The following is a 15,247-nucleotide window of genomic DNA, read 5'->3' on the forward strand; positions in this document are numbered from 1 at the left end:
ACCTCACCATCCCGGCCGAGGTGCTGACCCCGTCGATCTCGGTGCAGAAGTCGTCGATCACCACCACGATCACGTTCCCCGGGCAGCAGGTGCCGTACCGGTTCGTGGTGACGAACACCGGCGGGCTGACGCTGTCGAACGTCAACGTGACGGACGTGCAGACGCCGCCGTCGTCGAACGCGAACCTCGGGCCGATCACCTGCCCGACGAGCACCCTCGCGCCCGGTGTGTCGATGATCTGCTCGGCCACGTACACGGTGTCGCAGGCCGACCTCGACCACGGCTCGGTGTCGGACACGGCCACCGCGCACGGCACGCCGCCGGGCACCACCACGCCCGTCGATTCGGACCCGTCGACCCTGACCATCCCGGCGACGCCGCTGGCTCCGGAGATCACGGTGGTGAAGTCCTCCACCACGACCACCATCACCGCGCCCGGCCAGCAGGTGCCCTACCGGTTCACGGTGACGAACACCGGTGGCGTGACGCTGTCGAACGTGAACGTGACCGACGTGCAGACACCGCCGTCGTCCAACGACGACCTCGGGCCGATCACCTGCCCGGACACCACGCTCGCGCCGGGCGCGTCGACCACCTGCACCGCCACCTACACGGTCAGCCAGGCCGACCTCGACCTCGGCTCGGTGTCGGACACCGCCACCGCGCACGGCACGCCGCCGGGCACCACCACGCCTGTCGACTCGCAGCCCTCGGACCTGACGATCGCGGCCACGCCCGTCGCCCCCGAGATCACCGTGGTCAAGTCCTCCTCCACCACCACGATCACCTCGGCCGGGCAGCAGGTGCCCTACCGGTTCGTGGTCACCAACACCGGCGGTGTCACCCTGTCCGGCATCGACGTGACGGACGTGCAGACGCCGCCGTCGTCGAACGCGAACCTCGGGCCGATCACCTGCGCGGACACCACGCTCGCGCCGGGCACGTCAACCACCTGCACCGCCACGTACACGGTCTCGCAGGCCGACCTCGACCACGGCTCGCTCGCCGACACGGCCACCGCGAGCGGCACGCCGCCCACCGGCCCCGCGGTCGTCTCCGACCCGTCCGACCTGACCATCCCACGCGCGGAGGTGACCGCCTCGATCAGCGTGGACAAGACGTCCACCACCACGGTGATCACCGCGCCCGGGCAGCAGGTGCCGTACCGCTTCGTCGTGGTCAACACCGGCGGCCTCACCCTGTCGAACGTGAACGTGACCGACGTGCAGACCCCGCCGTCGTCGAACGCGAACCTCGGGCCGATCACCTGCGCGGACACCACGCTCGCGCCGGGCGGGTCCACCACCTGCACCGCCACCTACACGGTCACCCAGGCCGACATCGACAACGGCTCGCTCGCCGACACGGCCACCGCGCACGGCACGCCGCCCGGCACCACCACGCCTGTCGACTCCGACCCGTCCACGCTGACCGTGCCCGCCGGTGACCCGGTGTCCGGCATCGACATCGTCAAATCGTCCGGCACGGTGGCGATCACCGAGGTCGGCCAGAAGATCACCTACACCTACCAGGTGGTCAATACCGGTGGCCTCACGCTGACCAAGGTCACCGTGAACGACACCCTGCTGCCGCCGGCCAGCCGCGACAACCAGACCGCGATCACCTGCGGCCCGGACAATGTGCCGAACGGCACCGTGACGCTGGCGCCCGGCGCGTCGATCGAGTGCCGGGCCACCTACACGGTCTCGGCGGTGGACTTCGCCCAAGCCTCGCTGCTCGACACCGCGACCGCCACCGGCACCCCGCCGCGCGGCCCGGCGCCGGTCTCCGGTCCGTCCACGAACGACATTCCGATCCTGCACCCGGGCATCGCGCTCACCAAGAGCGTGACACCGGAGACGGTGTCCCGCGCCGGTGAGGTGGTGACCTACCGCTACGTGGTCACCGACACCGGCAACACCACGCTCTCCCGGATCGCCATCGACGAGACAGCCTTCTCCGGCACCGGGCGGCCGTCGGCGATCACCTGCGCCGACACCGCGCTCGCGCCGGGGGAGAGCACCACCTGCACCGCGACCTACGCGGTCACCGAGGCCGACCTCACGACGGGCCGGGTGACAAATACCGCGGTCGCGGTCGGCACGCCGCCGACCGTGCCCGGGCAGGAACCGCCGACGCCGGTACGGTCCGAGCCGGCCTCGGCCGTGGTGACCACCACCAAGGGCGCGGCGATCACGCTGGAGAAGTCCGCAGACCCGACCGAGGTGCACAAGGTCGGCCAGCAGGTGCGCTACAGCTTCCAGGTCACCAACACCGGCTCGGTGCCGCTGACCGGGGTGACCGTGACGGACACGCTGGCACCGCCGGCCGACCCGGCGAACCTCGGACCGATCACCTGCGGCCCGGGCGACACACCCAACGGGGAGGTCACGCTGGCAGCGGGGGAGACGGTCACCTGCACGGCGACCTACACGGTGTCCAAGGCGGACACGAAGCAGCGGTGCATCACCGACACCGCCAGCGCGACCGGGACACCGCCCTCGGGTCCGGCGCCGGTCTCGCCCGAGGACACGCTCTGCGTCCGGGTGAAGATCGAGCCTGGCCCGCATCCCGGTCCCGGCCCGAAGCCCGGACCGTGGCCGTGGCACCACGGCAAGCTGCCGATCACCGGAAGCTCGTTCCTGATCCCGATCTCGGTCGCCGGTGGGCTGGCGCTGCTGACCGGCATCGTGCTGACGGCGCTGAGCCGACGGCGTCGAGCCGACCCGGGCCATGAGTTGACCTGATCGACTCACCCTCGGCGAGGTGGCGGTGTCGGGAGCGTCCCGACACCGCCACCTCGGCGTGCCATCCGCGTCCCAGGCGCTTCCTGATTGTGGGACAAGCGCGGGATCGGGTGGGGGAGCGGAGGCGCGGCCGGGGCGGATCGGGCTCGCGGTGGCCGCCGGCGTCGACGGCGTGACCGACCGCCGTTCGAAGCCGCGCCGGCCGGGTAAGCCGCCGGACGCCTCACGGCGGACGTGACCGACCTCGGCGACGGGAGCCGGCGATGACCAGGGCTCAGGTGGCGACGCGCCTTCCACCGATCACCGTACGGCGGTGGCTGAACTCGCCGCCGCTGACACCGGAGGCGCTGCGCGGCCGGGTGGTCCTGGTGGACATCTGGGAGTACACCTGCGTCAACTGGATCCGCACCGCCCCCTTCGTGCGGGCGTGGCACCGCGACTACCACGACCTGGGGCTCACCGTCGTCGGCGTGCACGCGCCCGAGTTCGCGTTCGGCCGGCTGCCGGAGAACATCGACCGGGCGGTCCGGGACCACGGGCTCACCTACCCGATCGCGGTCGACGACGACTACACCTTCTGGCGTGCCCTCGGCAACGACGCCTGGCCGGCGACGTACCTCTTCGACGTCGACGGGCGGCTGGTGGACCGGTGGCTCGGCGAGGGCGACTACGACCGGATCGAGGCGGAGATCCGCCGGCTGCTCGGCGATGCCGCGCCCGGCGTGGCGTTGCCGCCGGTCAGCCCCGAGGTGACCGGATACGCCACGAGCCCGCAACCCACGTACGCCGGGATCACCCCGGAGACCTACCTCGGCGCGGACCGGGGCGTGCCCGGCTCGTACGCGCTCACCGGCGACTGGCGCACGGACGGTGAGTACGTGGAGCTCGCCGGCGGCGTCGGCGAGCTGGTGCTGCCGTTCACCGCCGGCGAGGTCAACCTCGTCGCCGATCCCGGGCCGGACGGGCCGGTCGCGGTTCAGGTGCTGCTGGACGGGAACCCGGTCGGCGACGCGCGGGGCGCCGACGTCGACCCGGACGGGTCGGCGCGGGTCGACCGGCCGGCCATGGTCCGGCTGGTGGCCGGCGGGCCGCCGGGGGAGCACCGGCTGACGCTGGTCACCGACCGGCCCGGCTTCCGCGCGTACGTCTTCACGTTCGGCCCCTGAACCCGACCGAGGAGGAGATTCTCCGTGGCCGTCAAGACCATGACGCCGACGCGTACCGGCACCGACATCCGCCCGTTCCGGATCGAGGTGCCCGAGGCGGACCTGCGGGGCCTGCGGGAGCGGGTCGCCGCGACCCGGTGGCCCGAGCGGGAGACCGTCGCCGACCAGTCGCAGGGGGTGCCGCTGGAGACCAGCCAGGCGCTGGCCCACCACTGGGTGACGGAGTACGACTGGCGCACGGTCGAGGCCCGGCTGAACGACCTGCCGAACTTCGTCACCGAGATCGACGGGCTGGACATCCACTTCATCCACGTCCGGTCGCACCACGACGACGCGTTGCCGCTGATCGTCACGCACGGGTGGCCCGGCTCGGTGATCGAGCAACTGAAGATCATCCGGCCGCTCACCGACCCGACCTCGCACGGTGGTGAGGCGTCGGACGCCTTCCACCTGGTGATCCCGTCGATGCCCGGCTACGGCTTCTCCGGCCGCCCGGACGCGCCCGGCTGGGACCCGCAGCACATCGCCCGCGCCTGGACCGAGCTGATGCGGCGGTTGGGCTACGACCGGTTCGTGGCGCAGGGCGGCGACTGGGGCGCGCTCATCACCGACATGCTGGGCGTGCAGGCGCCGCCGGAACTGGCCGGCATCCACACCAACATGCCCTGCGTGGTCCCGCCGGAGATCGACGCGTTGCTGCAGAGCGGCATCACCGGGGTGAACAACCCGCTGGCCGAGCTGCCGGCCGGGCTCTCCGAGGAGGAGCGGGCCGCCTGCGAGCGGATCGACTTCTTCTGGAAGCACTCCGCGTACGCGCTCGTCATGACCACCCGCCCGGAGACGCTGACCGCGCTGGCCGACTCGCCGGTCGGGCTGGCGTCGTTCATGCTCGACCACGACGCGGCCAGCCTGGACCTGATCCGCGCCGCCTTCGCCGGCCGGCCGGGCGGCCTGACCCGCGACGACATCCTGGACAACGTGACGCTCTACTGGCTGACCAACACCGGCGTCTCGTCGGCCCGCCTCTACGCGCAGAACACGCTGTCCTTCTTCGCCGCGAAGGGGGTCCGGGTGCCGGCCGCGGTCAGCCAGTTTCCGGACGAGATCCTGTTGGCGCCGCGGAGCTGGGCCGAGCGGGCGTACCCGAATCTCATCCACTACCGCAAGGTGGAACGCGGCGGGCACTTCGCGGCCTGGGAGCAGCCGCAGTTGTTCGCCCGGGAGATGCGCGACGCGTTCCGGTCGCTGCGCTGACCGGCCCGCCACGGCCGTGAGCCGGTCCCGCCCCGCGGCGGGACCGGCTCGGAGGCGGCTCGTCAGCTCAGGTGCGCCCGCAGGGCGTCGGCCATGCCCTGCTCACCCCGGGCGTTCGGGTGGAACGGCGCGGCGGCGTTCTGCGGCACCAGCCCCTCGACCCAGCGGGTGCCGCTGCTCTTGCAGGTGTCCCGGCCGATCGACGGGGTGTAGACGTCGGCGTAGCCGGCGCCGTTCGCCGCCGCGGTGTCGGCCAGCATCGCGTTCAGCGCCTTCTCCACACCACGCAGGTAGGGCACGTCCTGGTAGGCGATCGGCACCACCGGCCAGCAGCCGTACCCGCTGTCCGGCAGGATCGCCGGGTAGCCGAGCACCACGACCCGCGCGTTCGGCGCGGCCTGCTTGACCGCGCGCAGCACCGCGGTCACCTTCGGCACGGTGGCGGCGATCCGGGCGCGGAGCTGGTCGGTGCCGCCGGCGGTGAACCGGTCCTTGCACGGCGAGCCGAGCGGGCTGCTGAGGCTCGCCTCCGCGCAGTCGCTGATGATCCCGGAGAACCCGATGTCGTTGCCGCCGATCTGCACCGTCACCAGCGCCGTGTTCGAGGTGACGGCGTTGACCTGCGGCGGCACGGCGATGCCGAGCTGCCCGTCGCCGCCGTACAGGATGTCGTCGGTGGTGGCCCCGGAGCAGCTCACGTCCGCGAACGACGACGAGCCGGCGGCCGACGCGACCAGCGACGGGTAGTTGCGGTTGGAGCGCAGGCAGTTCAGGTCGACCTGGGTGGGGATGAGCGGGCCGGCGGTGTACGAGTCGCCGAGCGCCACGTAGCGCCCGGAGGGCACGGCGGCAGAGGCGGGTGCGACGGCGGCGAGCAGCACGCCGGCGGTGGCGGCGGCGACCGCGGCCAGGCGTGCGGCCGTACGCGTCGGCGACAGGCGGGGACGGTTCATGGGGCCCTCCCGGAGCGGGGAGATGGGGTGGTGGTCCCGGAAGTGTGTCCGCGCCTGTGATGTCCGTCAATATAGACAATCACCATTAAGGGGTGGCAGGGGTGTGGGAGCACCCCTCCCCGCCCGCCCGGTCGCGGAGCCACCGGGCGAACTCGACGGCGACGATGCGCTCGTCGTGCACGCCGGCCGCGTCGGCGCCACGCGTCCGCGTGTGCCACGACGGTAGAAGGCGGAGCGCGCTCGACGTCAAGGGCGACCGGTCCCGCGCGGCGCCGTTCAAGATCTTGGTACGAATCAGCCCCTCCAGGGGCCGTTCCGTACCAAGATCCACGGCCGTCCCGTCTCGCGGGCCGGCATGGCGGGGGCGGGATGGCGGCGTGAGTCGTTTCTGCCGTCAGCTCGAAAGGCGGGCGGAGTCAGGTTGCCGCCCGATGCGGGCGGGCGGCCTGGGCGGACGTGCCGACCCTCCACAGTGGCAAGCTGATGCGGATGCCGGGGCGGATGCGCCGGCACCTTTCTTCGTGGGCCGAACTAAAGGCGGGGCGAGCGGGATGCCGAAGCGGTGGCACCGGTGGGCCCGACCCGCTCCCGAGCGGCCCACGGAACGCCAATTTTCCAGCTCAGGTGCGCTCGCTCCGGATGTGCGAGATCAGATCGTTACTTGACGCAATACTTCGTTCGCCGTAGGAAGGAATGGTGACAGACGTGGTGACCCCACCGACGAGCCCGGTGAGCCGGGAGCGGTCGAAGGAGATCAAGCGCCGTAGCGTGATCTCCGCCGCCCGCCAGGCCCGGGTGCTCTCCCGGGCCGAGCTGACCGAGCTGACCGGGTTGAGCCCCGCCACGCTCACCCCGCTGGTCCGCGACCTGGTCGCCGAGGGCTACCTGATCGAGCGCGGCCCCGGCGCTTCCCGCGCCGGCCGGCCCCGCGCGATCCTCGAGTTCAACCCGCGTGCCGAGCTGGTCGCCGCCGTGGCGCTGGAACCGGCCCGGATCAGTTGCGAGATCGCTGACAGCGACGGCGCCGTGATCGCCCACCGCACGGTGCGGCGGACCGGCGACATCGTCGACCTGATCTGCGCCGCCGTGCCCGAGCTGGCCGGCGACGGGCTGCCCGCGCTGCGCGGCGTGGCCATCGCCGCACCCGGCGTCTCCACCGGCGGCGCGGTCCGGCTCGCCCCCTCGGTCGGGCTGGTCGAGGCGCGCCCGGTGGGGGAGTCGGTCCAGCGGCGGCTCGGCGTGCCGGTGGTGGTCGACAACGACGTCAACCTGATGGCCGCCGGTGAGCACGCCGCGGGCGCCGGCAGCGACGTGGCCGACCTGCTCCTGCTGCACGTCGGCGACGGCATCGGCGCCGGCCTGGTGCTCGACGGGCAGGTCCGCCGCGGCTCCGGCGGCGCGGCCGGCGAGGTCGGCTTCCTGCCGCTCGACCCGGCCGACCGGGGGCACGACGGGATCGGCCCGTTCGAGGCCCGCTGGTCGGAGAGCGCCGTCGCCGAACGGGTGGTCGCGCTGGCCCCCGGACGCCGGCCGGCCGCGCCGGTACGGGCGCTCGTGGAGCTGGCCGCCACCGACGAGCTGGCCGCGGCGTACCTGGCCGAGCTGCTCGCCGCCTGGGCCCGGCTGATCGTCTCCTGCGCCTGCGTGGTCGACCCGGGCCGGGTGCTGCTCAGCGGCGCCGCCGCCGACCTCGACGACGCCGCCGTGGACCAGCTCCAGGCGCTGGTGTCCCTCGGCGCGCCCAGCCCCACCGAGGTCCGCCGCGCGGTCCTCGGCGACCAGGCGGTGCTGCACGGCGCGGTCAGCTACGCGCTCTCGGCCGCCGCGTCCGGCCTGTCCACCCTGCTACCCGCCCCCTGATCGCTCCACCCCCCACAACACCCCTCGGAGGTACTCCATGAGACGTCGACTCCTGCTCGCCGGTGCGCTCGCCACCGTTCTCGCCGCCGGCACCGCCTGCGGCGGCGGCTCCGGTGACTCGGCCGGCGGCGACGCCGAGAAGCTGACGATCTACTCGGCCCGCGACAAGAAGGTCACCACCTTCGTCGTGGACAAGTTCACCGCCAAGTACCCCGAGTACAAGGGCAAGGTCGAGGTGCTCAACCTGGGCGCCCAGGAGATCCTGGAGCGGGTCCGGGCGGAGAAGGCCAACCCGCAGGCCGACGTCTGGTGGGGCGGCACCCAGCAGGGTCTCGCCTCCGGCGCGTCCGAGGACCTGCTCACCGGCTGGCAGCCGTCGTTCGCCGGCAAGATGGACGAGAAGTACAAGGACCCGCAGGGCCGGTGGTTCGGCGAGATCCTGCTGCCCGAGGTCATCATGTACAACAACAAGGCGCTCACCCCGGAGCAGGCCCCGAAGGACTGGGACGACCTGCTGAAGCCGGAGTTCAAGGACAAGATCATCATCCGGGACGTGGCGGCCTCCGGCACCATGCGGTCGATCTACGCCTCGATGATCCAGCGGCAGTCCCCCGACGGCAGCAACCCGCAGCCCGGCTACGACTGGCTGAAGAAGCTCGACGCCAACACCGGCGCGTACGCGGCCAACCCGACCGACCTCTACCTCAAGCTCTCCCGCCAGCAGGGCACGCTCAGCGCCTGGAACCTGCAGGACATCCTGCTCCAGGCCAACCAGGCGAACATGCCGTTCGACTACGTGATGCCGGCCTCCGGCGCCCCGGTCCTGGTCGACGGCCTGGCCCAGGTCAAGGGCGGCAACAGCGCGGGCGCGCAGAAGTTCCTCGAGTTCCTCTTCGACGACTCGCTCCGCGCCGAGCTGGCGAAGGACTACTTCCAGATCCCGGCCGTGGACATCGCGGAGAAGCCGGAGTGGCTGGCGAAGCTCGACCTCAAGCCGATGGACGTCGACTGGGACGTGGTCGGCAAGAACGAGACCGAGTGGATCAACCACTGGAACGGTCAGATCAAGAACAAGGGCTGACCGGCCGGGACGCCGGGCGCACCCAGGCGCCCGGCGTCCCGCCCTCGCCCCACTCAGACCGGACACAAGGAGAGACGTCATGATCGATGTCACGCTGGAGTCGGTGAGCAAGCGCTTCCCACGTGCCGGCGACACCGCGGCGGTCGACGACGTCGACCTCCGCATCGGCGCGGGGGAGTTCTTCACCCTGCTCGGCCCGAGCGGCTGCGGCAAGACCACCACCCTGCGCATGGTCGCCGGCTTCTACTTCCCCAGCTCGGGCCGGATCCGGTTCGGCGCCGAGGACGTCACCAACCGGCCGCCGAACAAGCGCGACACCGGCATGGTGTTCCAGAACTACGCGCTCTTCCCGCACCTGAGCGTCGCCCAGAACGTCGCGTACGGCCTGAAGATCCGCAAGGTCGGCCGGGTCGAGGCGAAGCGCCGCATCGACGAGGCGCTCGGGCAGGTCCACCTGGCCGGGTACGGCGACCGGCGCATCGACCAGCTCTCCGGCGGCCAGCAGCAGCGCGTCGCGCTGGCCCGGGCGCTGGTGATCCGCCCCCGCACGCTGCTGCTCGACGAGCCGCTGTCCAACCTCGACGCCAAGCTGCGCGAGGAGACCCGGGTCGAGATCCGCCGGATCCAGAAGGACAGCGGCACCACCGCGCTCTACGTCACCCACGACCAGGCCGAGGCGATGGCCATGTCCGACCGGATCGCGGTGATGGAGTCCGGCCGGGTCCGCCAGGTCGGCACGCCGCAGGAGATCTACCACCGCCCGGCCACCGCGTTCGTGGCCCGGTTCATCGGCCGCAGCAACGTGCTGAGCCTGCCGGTGGTGACCGCCGGGCCGGACACCGTGACGGTGGCGCTGCCCGGCGGCCGGGAGGCCCCGGTCGCCGCGCCCACCGACCACGGGCTGCGCGAGGGCGCCACCGCGCTGGTGTCGGTGCGGCCCGAGCACATCACGCTCGGCGCGGCCACCGACGAGGGCGCGCTTACCGGCCGGGTGACCGAGTTGGAGTTCACCGGCATGGCCACCAACCTGGTGGTCGACGTGGGCGGCGAGTCGGTGCAGGTGGCCGCGATCGACGTGCCGGCCCGACTCGCCGCGGGTGACCAGGTCGGGCTGCGCCTGCCGGCGGAGCGGATGTGGGTGGTGGGCTCTTGAGCACCATCCCCGCCACGCCGAGCGCCGCGACCGTCCCGCCGATCACCGAGGACCCCACCCCGCCGGGCCGGCGGTCCCGCCGCCCCGGGCTCAACGCCAACTCGCGCTGGTTCCCGTACGTGCTGGTGTTCCCGCTGGCGCTGGTGCTGTTCGGTTACGTGGTCCAGCCGATGCTCGCCACGTTCGGCGAGAGCGTCGGGGTGGACGGCCCGGAGAACTGGGCCAGCTTCCTCACCGGCGACGGCGTGGCCCGTTCCGCGCTGCTCACCTCGCTGATGATCTCGGCGGCCAGCGTGCTGCTCTGCGGCGTCGTCGGCGTGGCCATGGCGTTCCTGCTCAAGCGGTTCTCGTTCCCCGGCCGCCGGCTCATCGAGGCGATCATCCTGGTGCCGGCGGCGCTGCCGCCGCTGATCGGGGCGATCTCGTTCCAGCTCCTCTACAGCGAGACCGGCATCGTGCCCCGCGCGCTGCAACAGCTCTTCGGCACGGAGAACCCGGTGCTGCCGTTCAGCGGCATCGCCGGCGTGCTGGTGGTGCACACGTTCACCATGTACCCCTTCTTCTACCTGGCCACGTCCGCCGCGCTGACGGGCATGGACCCGTCGGTGGAGGAGGCGGCCTACAACCTCGGCGCCGGTCGGGTGCGGGTGTGGCGGACCGTGCTGCTGCCGATGCTCACCCCGGCGCTGGTGTCGGCCTCGCTGCTGGTCTTCATGACGTCGCTGGCGTCGTACACCGCTCCGCTGCTGTTCGGGGTGGACCGCACGATGACCATGCAGATCTACATCAACCGCACCAACGGCGACCTGCCGATGGCCTCGACCTACGCGTCGGTGCTCGCGGTGGTGTCGGTGCTGTTCCTGCTCGGCATGCGGTGGTACGAGGGGCGGCGCAGCTACCGCTCCCAGTCCAAGGGTGTGGCCAGCCACCGCCGCGAGCTGACCAACCCGTTCGCCCGCTGGCTGGCGCTGGCCGCCTCGCTGCTCGCCGTGGTGGTGCTGCTCGCCCCGGTGGCGACCATCGCGCTGGTGGCGTTCTCCGAGGACGGGACGTGGACCACCGAGGTGATCCCGTCCGGCTACACCATGCAGAACTTCACCACCATCTTCTCCGACCCGGACGCCTACCGGCCGATCGTCAACTCGTTGCAGATGAGCCTGCTCGCGACGCTCGGCTGCGTGGTGGTCGGCGTGCTCATCGCGTACGCGGTGCGCCGGCTGGACTTCCGCGGGCGTGGCCTGCTCGACGTGGCGGTCATGCTGGCCTGGGCGCTGCCCGGCACGGTGGTGGCGATCAACCTGATCTCGGCGTTCAGCACCGGCAACGCGTTCAGCTTCGGGCAGGTGCTGATCGGCACGTTCTGGATCATGCCGCTGGCCTACTTCGTGCGGTTCCTGCCGCTGGTGTTCCGGTCCAGCTCGGCGACGCTGGCGCAGCTCGACCCGTCGCTGGAGGAGGCCGCGCGCAACCTCGGCGCGTCCTGGTGGCGGGCGTTCGGCACGGTCACCCTGCGGCTGATGCTGCCGGGCGTGCTGGCCGGCGCGCTGCTCGCGTTCGTCAACGGCGTCGGCGAGTTCGTCGCCTCGGTGCTGATCTACACCTCGGAGACCGCGCCGATCTCGGTGGAGATCAACAACCGGATGTACTCGTTCGAGGTCGGCACCGCCGCCGCGTACGGGATGCTCCAGGTGGTGTTGATCTTCGTGGTGATGGTGGTCTCCGGCCGGTTGCAGAACGGCGGCCGGGCGGCGAGGGAGGCGACGAAGTGGACGGCGTGACCGCCCGCTGGGCCGACGGCGGCGGGCTGCTGCCCGCCGCCGGGATCCCCGGCGGCGAACTGACCGACGTGGTCGCGGCGGCCGACTTCGCGGTGCTGCCGGTCGGCGCGGTCGAGTGGCACGGCCCGCACCTGCCGCTCGGCGCCGACATGATCCTCGCCGAGGGCTTCGCCGCGGAGAGCGCCACGCCCGGCCCCGGCCCGCGCGGCGTGCTGTTCCCGCCCGTCGCCTACGCGGCCTGCCCCGGCCAGACCCGGCCCTGGCCGGGAACCGTGGCGATCCGCCCGGAGATCGCGGTCGGCTACCTCGCCGACGTGATCGAGGGCATCGTCGCCGCCGGCTTCCCCCGGCTGCTGGTGGTCAACGGCCACGACGCCAACATGTCCACGGTCCGGGCCGCCATGGAGTGGGTGTCCGGGCGACGCACCGCCAGCCTGCTGCTGGTCAACTGGTTCCAACTGGTCACCCCGGCGGAGACCGGCGAGCTGTACGGCGACGCGGTCGCCCGCGGTCACGGCGGCGCGTACGAGACGTCCGGGGTGCTCGGCTTCGCGCCGGAGACGGTACGCCTGGACGCCGCCACCGACCTGCCGCCGCGACCGAAGCTGCCGGTGACCCACCCCTACGTGCTGGTGGAGTCCCGACCCGACCCGTGGCAGGGCTGGTCCGGGCACATCTCGCTGGCCACCGAGGAGGCCGGCCGGACGGTACGCGCCACCGCCGGCGCTCGGCTGCGCGAGATCGTCACCGCCTGGGTGGCCGCCCCGATGCCGGCCCCGCCCACCGCCGACCCGCTGTCGGAGGAGGACGCGTGACCGCCGACCGGGGACTCGACGTGGTCGACTTCCACCTGCACTTCCGCATCGGCGCGGACGAGACCGTGCACGCCTGCGAGGAGGCCGCCGGGATGCACCCCGGCGGTGCGCACGAGCGGGCGGTACGGGCCACCGGGTCCGCCCCGTACGCCCGGCAGTGGCGCCGGGCCTGGAGCTTTCCGGAGCCGGAGCCGCCCGCCGAACGCTGGCAGGACGAGGCGGACCGGTGGGCCGAGGAACTGCGCGCGGTGCGGGTGCGCCGGGCGGTGTTCGTCACCGGCGGCGGCAACGACGCCCTCGCCGACGTGGTCGACCGGCACCCCGACCTGCTGCTCGGCCTCGCCCACCACGACCCGTACGGCGCGAGCGCGGCGGCCGAGCTGGAGCGTGCGGTCACCGAGCGGGGGCTGCGCGGGCTGAAGCTGTTCGCGCCGCTGCTGCGCGGCCCGCTCGACCACGAGGACCTGGACCCGCTCTGGGCCACCGCCCAGCGCCTCGGCGTGCCCGTGCTGATCCACATCGGCCACTACGGCAGCGCCGGCGGCCTCCCCGTCGGCCGCTACGGCGGCCCCGACGAGCTGGTCCGGATGGCCCGCCGGTTCCCCGAGCTGGCCGTGGTGGTGCCGCACTTCGGCGTCCAGCACGTGCAGGAGCTGTTCTTCGCCGCCTGGGGCTGCCCGAACATCCACGTCGACACGTCCGGCTCGAACCAGTGGGTGCGCTGGATGCCCTACCGGCTCACGCTGGAGGACCTGTTCCGCCGCTGCTACGAGACGATCGGCCCGCACCGCGTCGTCTACGGCAGCGACTCGTCCTGGTTCCCGCGCGGCTACGTCACCCGCTACCTCGACGACCAGCTCCGCGTCTGCCACGAGCTGGGCCTGCCCGAGGACCACCTGCGCGCGATCTTCGCCGGGAACGCCGAGCGACTGCTCGGCCTGACCGCGGACCGGAAGGAAACCCGATGAGCACGCTGACCACCTACCAGCGCCACCACCTGGCGCCGACCTACGACCACCACGTCGGGCGGCTCTACCCGGCGATGGTGCGCGCCAGCCAGGCGCACGTGGTGATGCTGACCGAGCAGGGCCTGATCCCGGCCGACCGGGGCGCCCGGCTGCTGCGCGGCCTGGCCGAGCTGCGCGCCGACACCACCGCCGTCCCGGCGTACGACGGCAGCTTCGAGGACACCTACTACCTGCTGGAGAAGCGGCTCGCGGCGGCCTGCGGCATCCCCACCTCCGAACTGGACGTGCAGCTCGCCCGCAGCCGCAACGACCTGGACGCCGGCGTGTTCCGGATGCTGCTGCGCGACCAGCTCGTCGAGGTGCTCCAGCGGGTGCTGGACACCGGGCGCACCGCGCTGGCGCAGGCCGACCGGTACGCCGACGTGGTCATCACCGGCTACACCCACCGCCGGCCGGCGCAGCCCACCACGATCGGGCACGCGCTCGCCGGGTACGCCGAGGCGCTCGCCGGCCAGGCCGCCACCTACGCCGACGTGATCGACCAGCTCAACGTCTCGCCGCTGGGTTCCTGCGCGTTCGCCGGCACCGACCTGGACATCGACAGCGCCCGGCTGGCCGAGCTGCTCGGCTTCGCCGGCGTCGTCACCAACTCGTACGAGGCGGTGGCCGGCGCCGACCACCTGGTCCGGGTCGGCACGATCAACGCCCGTGCGCTGGCCACCGGCGCCCGGCTGGCCCGCACCCTGATGGACTGGCTGAGCTGGCAGTGGGTCACCACCCCCGGCGACTTCACCCAGGGCAGCAGCATCATGCCGCAGAAGCGCAACCCGGTGGTGCTGGAGCACCTGGTCTCCTACGCCGGGCAGGCCGCGGCGGACGCCGCCTCGGTGCTCAACAACGTCGGCGCCGCCTGGTGGGAGGACTCCAACAACGCCACCACCGACGTGCAGGTGCGGCTCTGGGAGAGCAACGACCGCGCGGAACGGTTCTTCGCCCTGGTCGGCGGCTTCCTCGCCGAGATCGCGCCGCTGAACCCGCCCAGCCGCGAGGAGATCGTCGCCTCCGGCGCCACCACCACCGCCGCCGCGGACGCGCTGACCCGCCACGGGGTGCCGTTCCGCGCCGCGCACTCGGTGGTCGGCCGGCTGGTGCGCGCCGGCGGGCCGGACACCTGGACCCCCGAGGGGGTACGCGCCGCCGCCGACATCGCCGGTGAGCTGGACGACGCGGCGGTGGCCGACCTGATCGCCGCCGCCGTACGCCCGGAGTTGGTGCTCCGGCGGGCCCAGGCCGACGGGCCGGGCGCCGCTGCGGTCCGCGCCCAGGTGGGCGTGCTGCGCGCCGCGCTCGACCCGGTCGCCGAGCGGCTGGACGCGGTGCGTGGCCTGCTGCGCCGGGCCGACGAGGCGCTGGACGCCGTGGCCGCCGAGCTGGGGGCCGCGTGAGCGTGAGGAGTGAGCCGGGTGTGCGAG

11 protein-coding genes are annotated in these 15,247 nt (G+C 72.7%); 10 read left to right on the plus strand and 1 reads right to left on the minus strand.

Annotated features, from left to right (window positions below):
* Positions 1–20: 20 nt before the first annotated feature.
* The 3 genes from H1D33_RS06920 to H1D33_RS06930 all read left to right on the plus strand — a co-directional run bounded on the left by H1D33_RS06920 (position 21) and on the right by H1D33_RS06930 (position 5,167).
* Positions 21–2,747 (plus strand): DUF7507 domain-containing protein, encoded by a 2,727-nt coding sequence (locus tag H1D33_RS06920; RefSeq protein WP_422656389.1) that lies wholly within the window; start codon positions 21–23, stop codon positions 2,745–2,747.
* A gap of 263 nt (positions 2,748–3,010) precedes the next feature.
* On the plus strand, positions 3,011–3,913 hold the full coding sequence (locus H1D33_RS06925) for a redoxin family protein (RefSeq protein WP_181568861.1): 903 nt from the start codon (positions 3,011–3,013) through the stop codon (positions 3,911–3,913).
* Positions 3,914–3,937: 24 nt separating this feature from the next.
* A complete protein-coding gene (locus H1D33_RS06930; protein WP_220138682.1) occupies positions 3,938–5,167 on the plus strand; it encodes an epoxide hydrolase family protein in 1,230 nt (409 codons plus the stop codon).
* Positions 5,168–5,229: 62 nt separating this feature from the next.
* Here the strand turns inward: H1D33_RS06930 and H1D33_RS06935 are convergent, their stop codons facing one another.
* Positions 5,230–6,120 (minus strand): SGNH/GDSL hydrolase family protein, encoded by an 891-nt coding sequence (locus H1D33_RS06935; RefSeq protein WP_181568860.1) that lies wholly within the window; start codon positions 6,118–6,120, stop codon positions 5,230–5,232.
* Between the two features lie 693 nt (positions 6,121–6,813).
* Here H1D33_RS06935 and H1D33_RS06940 point away from each other — a divergent pair.
* The 7 genes from H1D33_RS06940 (at position 6,814) to H1D33_RS06970 (ending at position 15,220) form a co-directional block, all read left to right on the plus strand.
* Positions 6,814–7,980: an ROK family protein gene (locus H1D33_RS06940; RefSeq protein WP_307755365.1), complete on the plus strand. Its 1,167-nt coding sequence runs from the start codon at positions 6,814–6,816 to the stop codon at positions 7,978–7,980.
* A gap of 37 nt (positions 7,981–8,017) precedes the next feature.
* Positions 8,018–9,061, plus strand: a complete 1,044-nt coding sequence (locus H1D33_RS06945) for an extracellular solute-binding protein (RefSeq protein ID WP_181568858.1) — start codon at positions 8,018–8,020, stop codon at positions 9,059–9,061.
* A gap of 79 nt (positions 9,062–9,140) precedes the next feature.
* Positions 9,141–10,214: an ABC transporter ATP-binding protein gene (locus H1D33_RS06950; protein WP_181568857.1), complete on the plus strand. Its 1,074-nt coding sequence runs from the start codon at positions 9,141–9,143 to the stop codon at positions 10,212–10,214.
* On the plus strand, positions 10,211–11,992 hold the full coding sequence (locus H1D33_RS06955) for an ABC transporter permease (protein WP_246411591.1): 1,782 nt from the start codon (positions 10,211–10,213) through the stop codon (positions 11,990–11,992). The genes H1D33_RS06950 and H1D33_RS06955 overlap by 4 nt, the downstream gene beginning before the upstream one ends.
* Entirely contained in the window at positions 11,980–12,807 is an 828-nt protein-coding gene (locus H1D33_RS06960; protein WP_181568856.1) for a creatininase family protein, read from the plus strand. Before H1D33_RS06955 ends, H1D33_RS06960 begins: the two co-directional genes overlap by 13 nt.
* A complete protein-coding gene (locus tag H1D33_RS06965) occupies positions 12,804–13,775 on the plus strand; it encodes an amidohydrolase family protein (protein ID WP_220138681.1) in 972 nt (323 codons plus the stop codon). Before H1D33_RS06960 ends, H1D33_RS06965 begins: the two co-directional genes overlap by 4 nt.
* On the plus strand, positions 13,772–15,220 hold the full coding sequence (locus H1D33_RS06970; protein WP_181568855.1) for an argininosuccinate lyase: 1,449 nt from the start codon (positions 13,772–13,774) through the stop codon (positions 15,218–15,220). The genes H1D33_RS06965 and H1D33_RS06970 overlap by 4 nt, the downstream gene beginning before the upstream one ends.
* Positions 15,221–15,247: the final 27 nt, after the last annotated feature.

Source organism: Micromonospora ferruginea (genome assembly GCF_013694245.2).
In the GTDB taxonomy this organism is placed as follows: Bacteria; Actinomycetota; Actinomycetes; order Mycobacteriales; family Micromonosporaceae; genus Micromonospora; species Micromonospora robiginosa.

Bases quoted from the DNA above. Each gene is read 5' to 3' on its own strand.
- H1D33_RS06925 (WP_181568861.1), top strand. From the start codon at position 3,011: ATGACCAGGGCTCAGGTGGCGACGCGCCTTCCACCGATCACCGTACGG.
- H1D33_RS06935 (WP_181568860.1), bottom strand. From the start codon at position 6,120: ATGAACCGTCCCCGCCTGTCGCCGACGCGTACGGCCGCACGCCTGGCC.
- H1D33_RS06940 (WP_307755365.1), top strand. From the start codon at position 6,814: ATGGTGACAGACGTGGTGACCCCACCGACGAGCCCGGTGAGCCGGGAG.
- H1D33_RS06945 (WP_181568858.1), top strand. From the start codon at position 8,018: ATGAGACGTCGACTCCTGCTCGCCGGTGCGCTCGCCACCGTTCTCGCC.
- H1D33_RS06950 (WP_181568857.1), top strand. From the start codon at position 9,141: ATGATCGATGTCACGCTGGAGTCGGTGAGCAAGCGCTTCCCACGTGCC.
- H1D33_RS06970 (WP_181568855.1), top strand. From the start codon at position 13,772: ATGAGCACGCTGACCACCTACCAGCGCCACCACCTGGCGCCGACCTAC.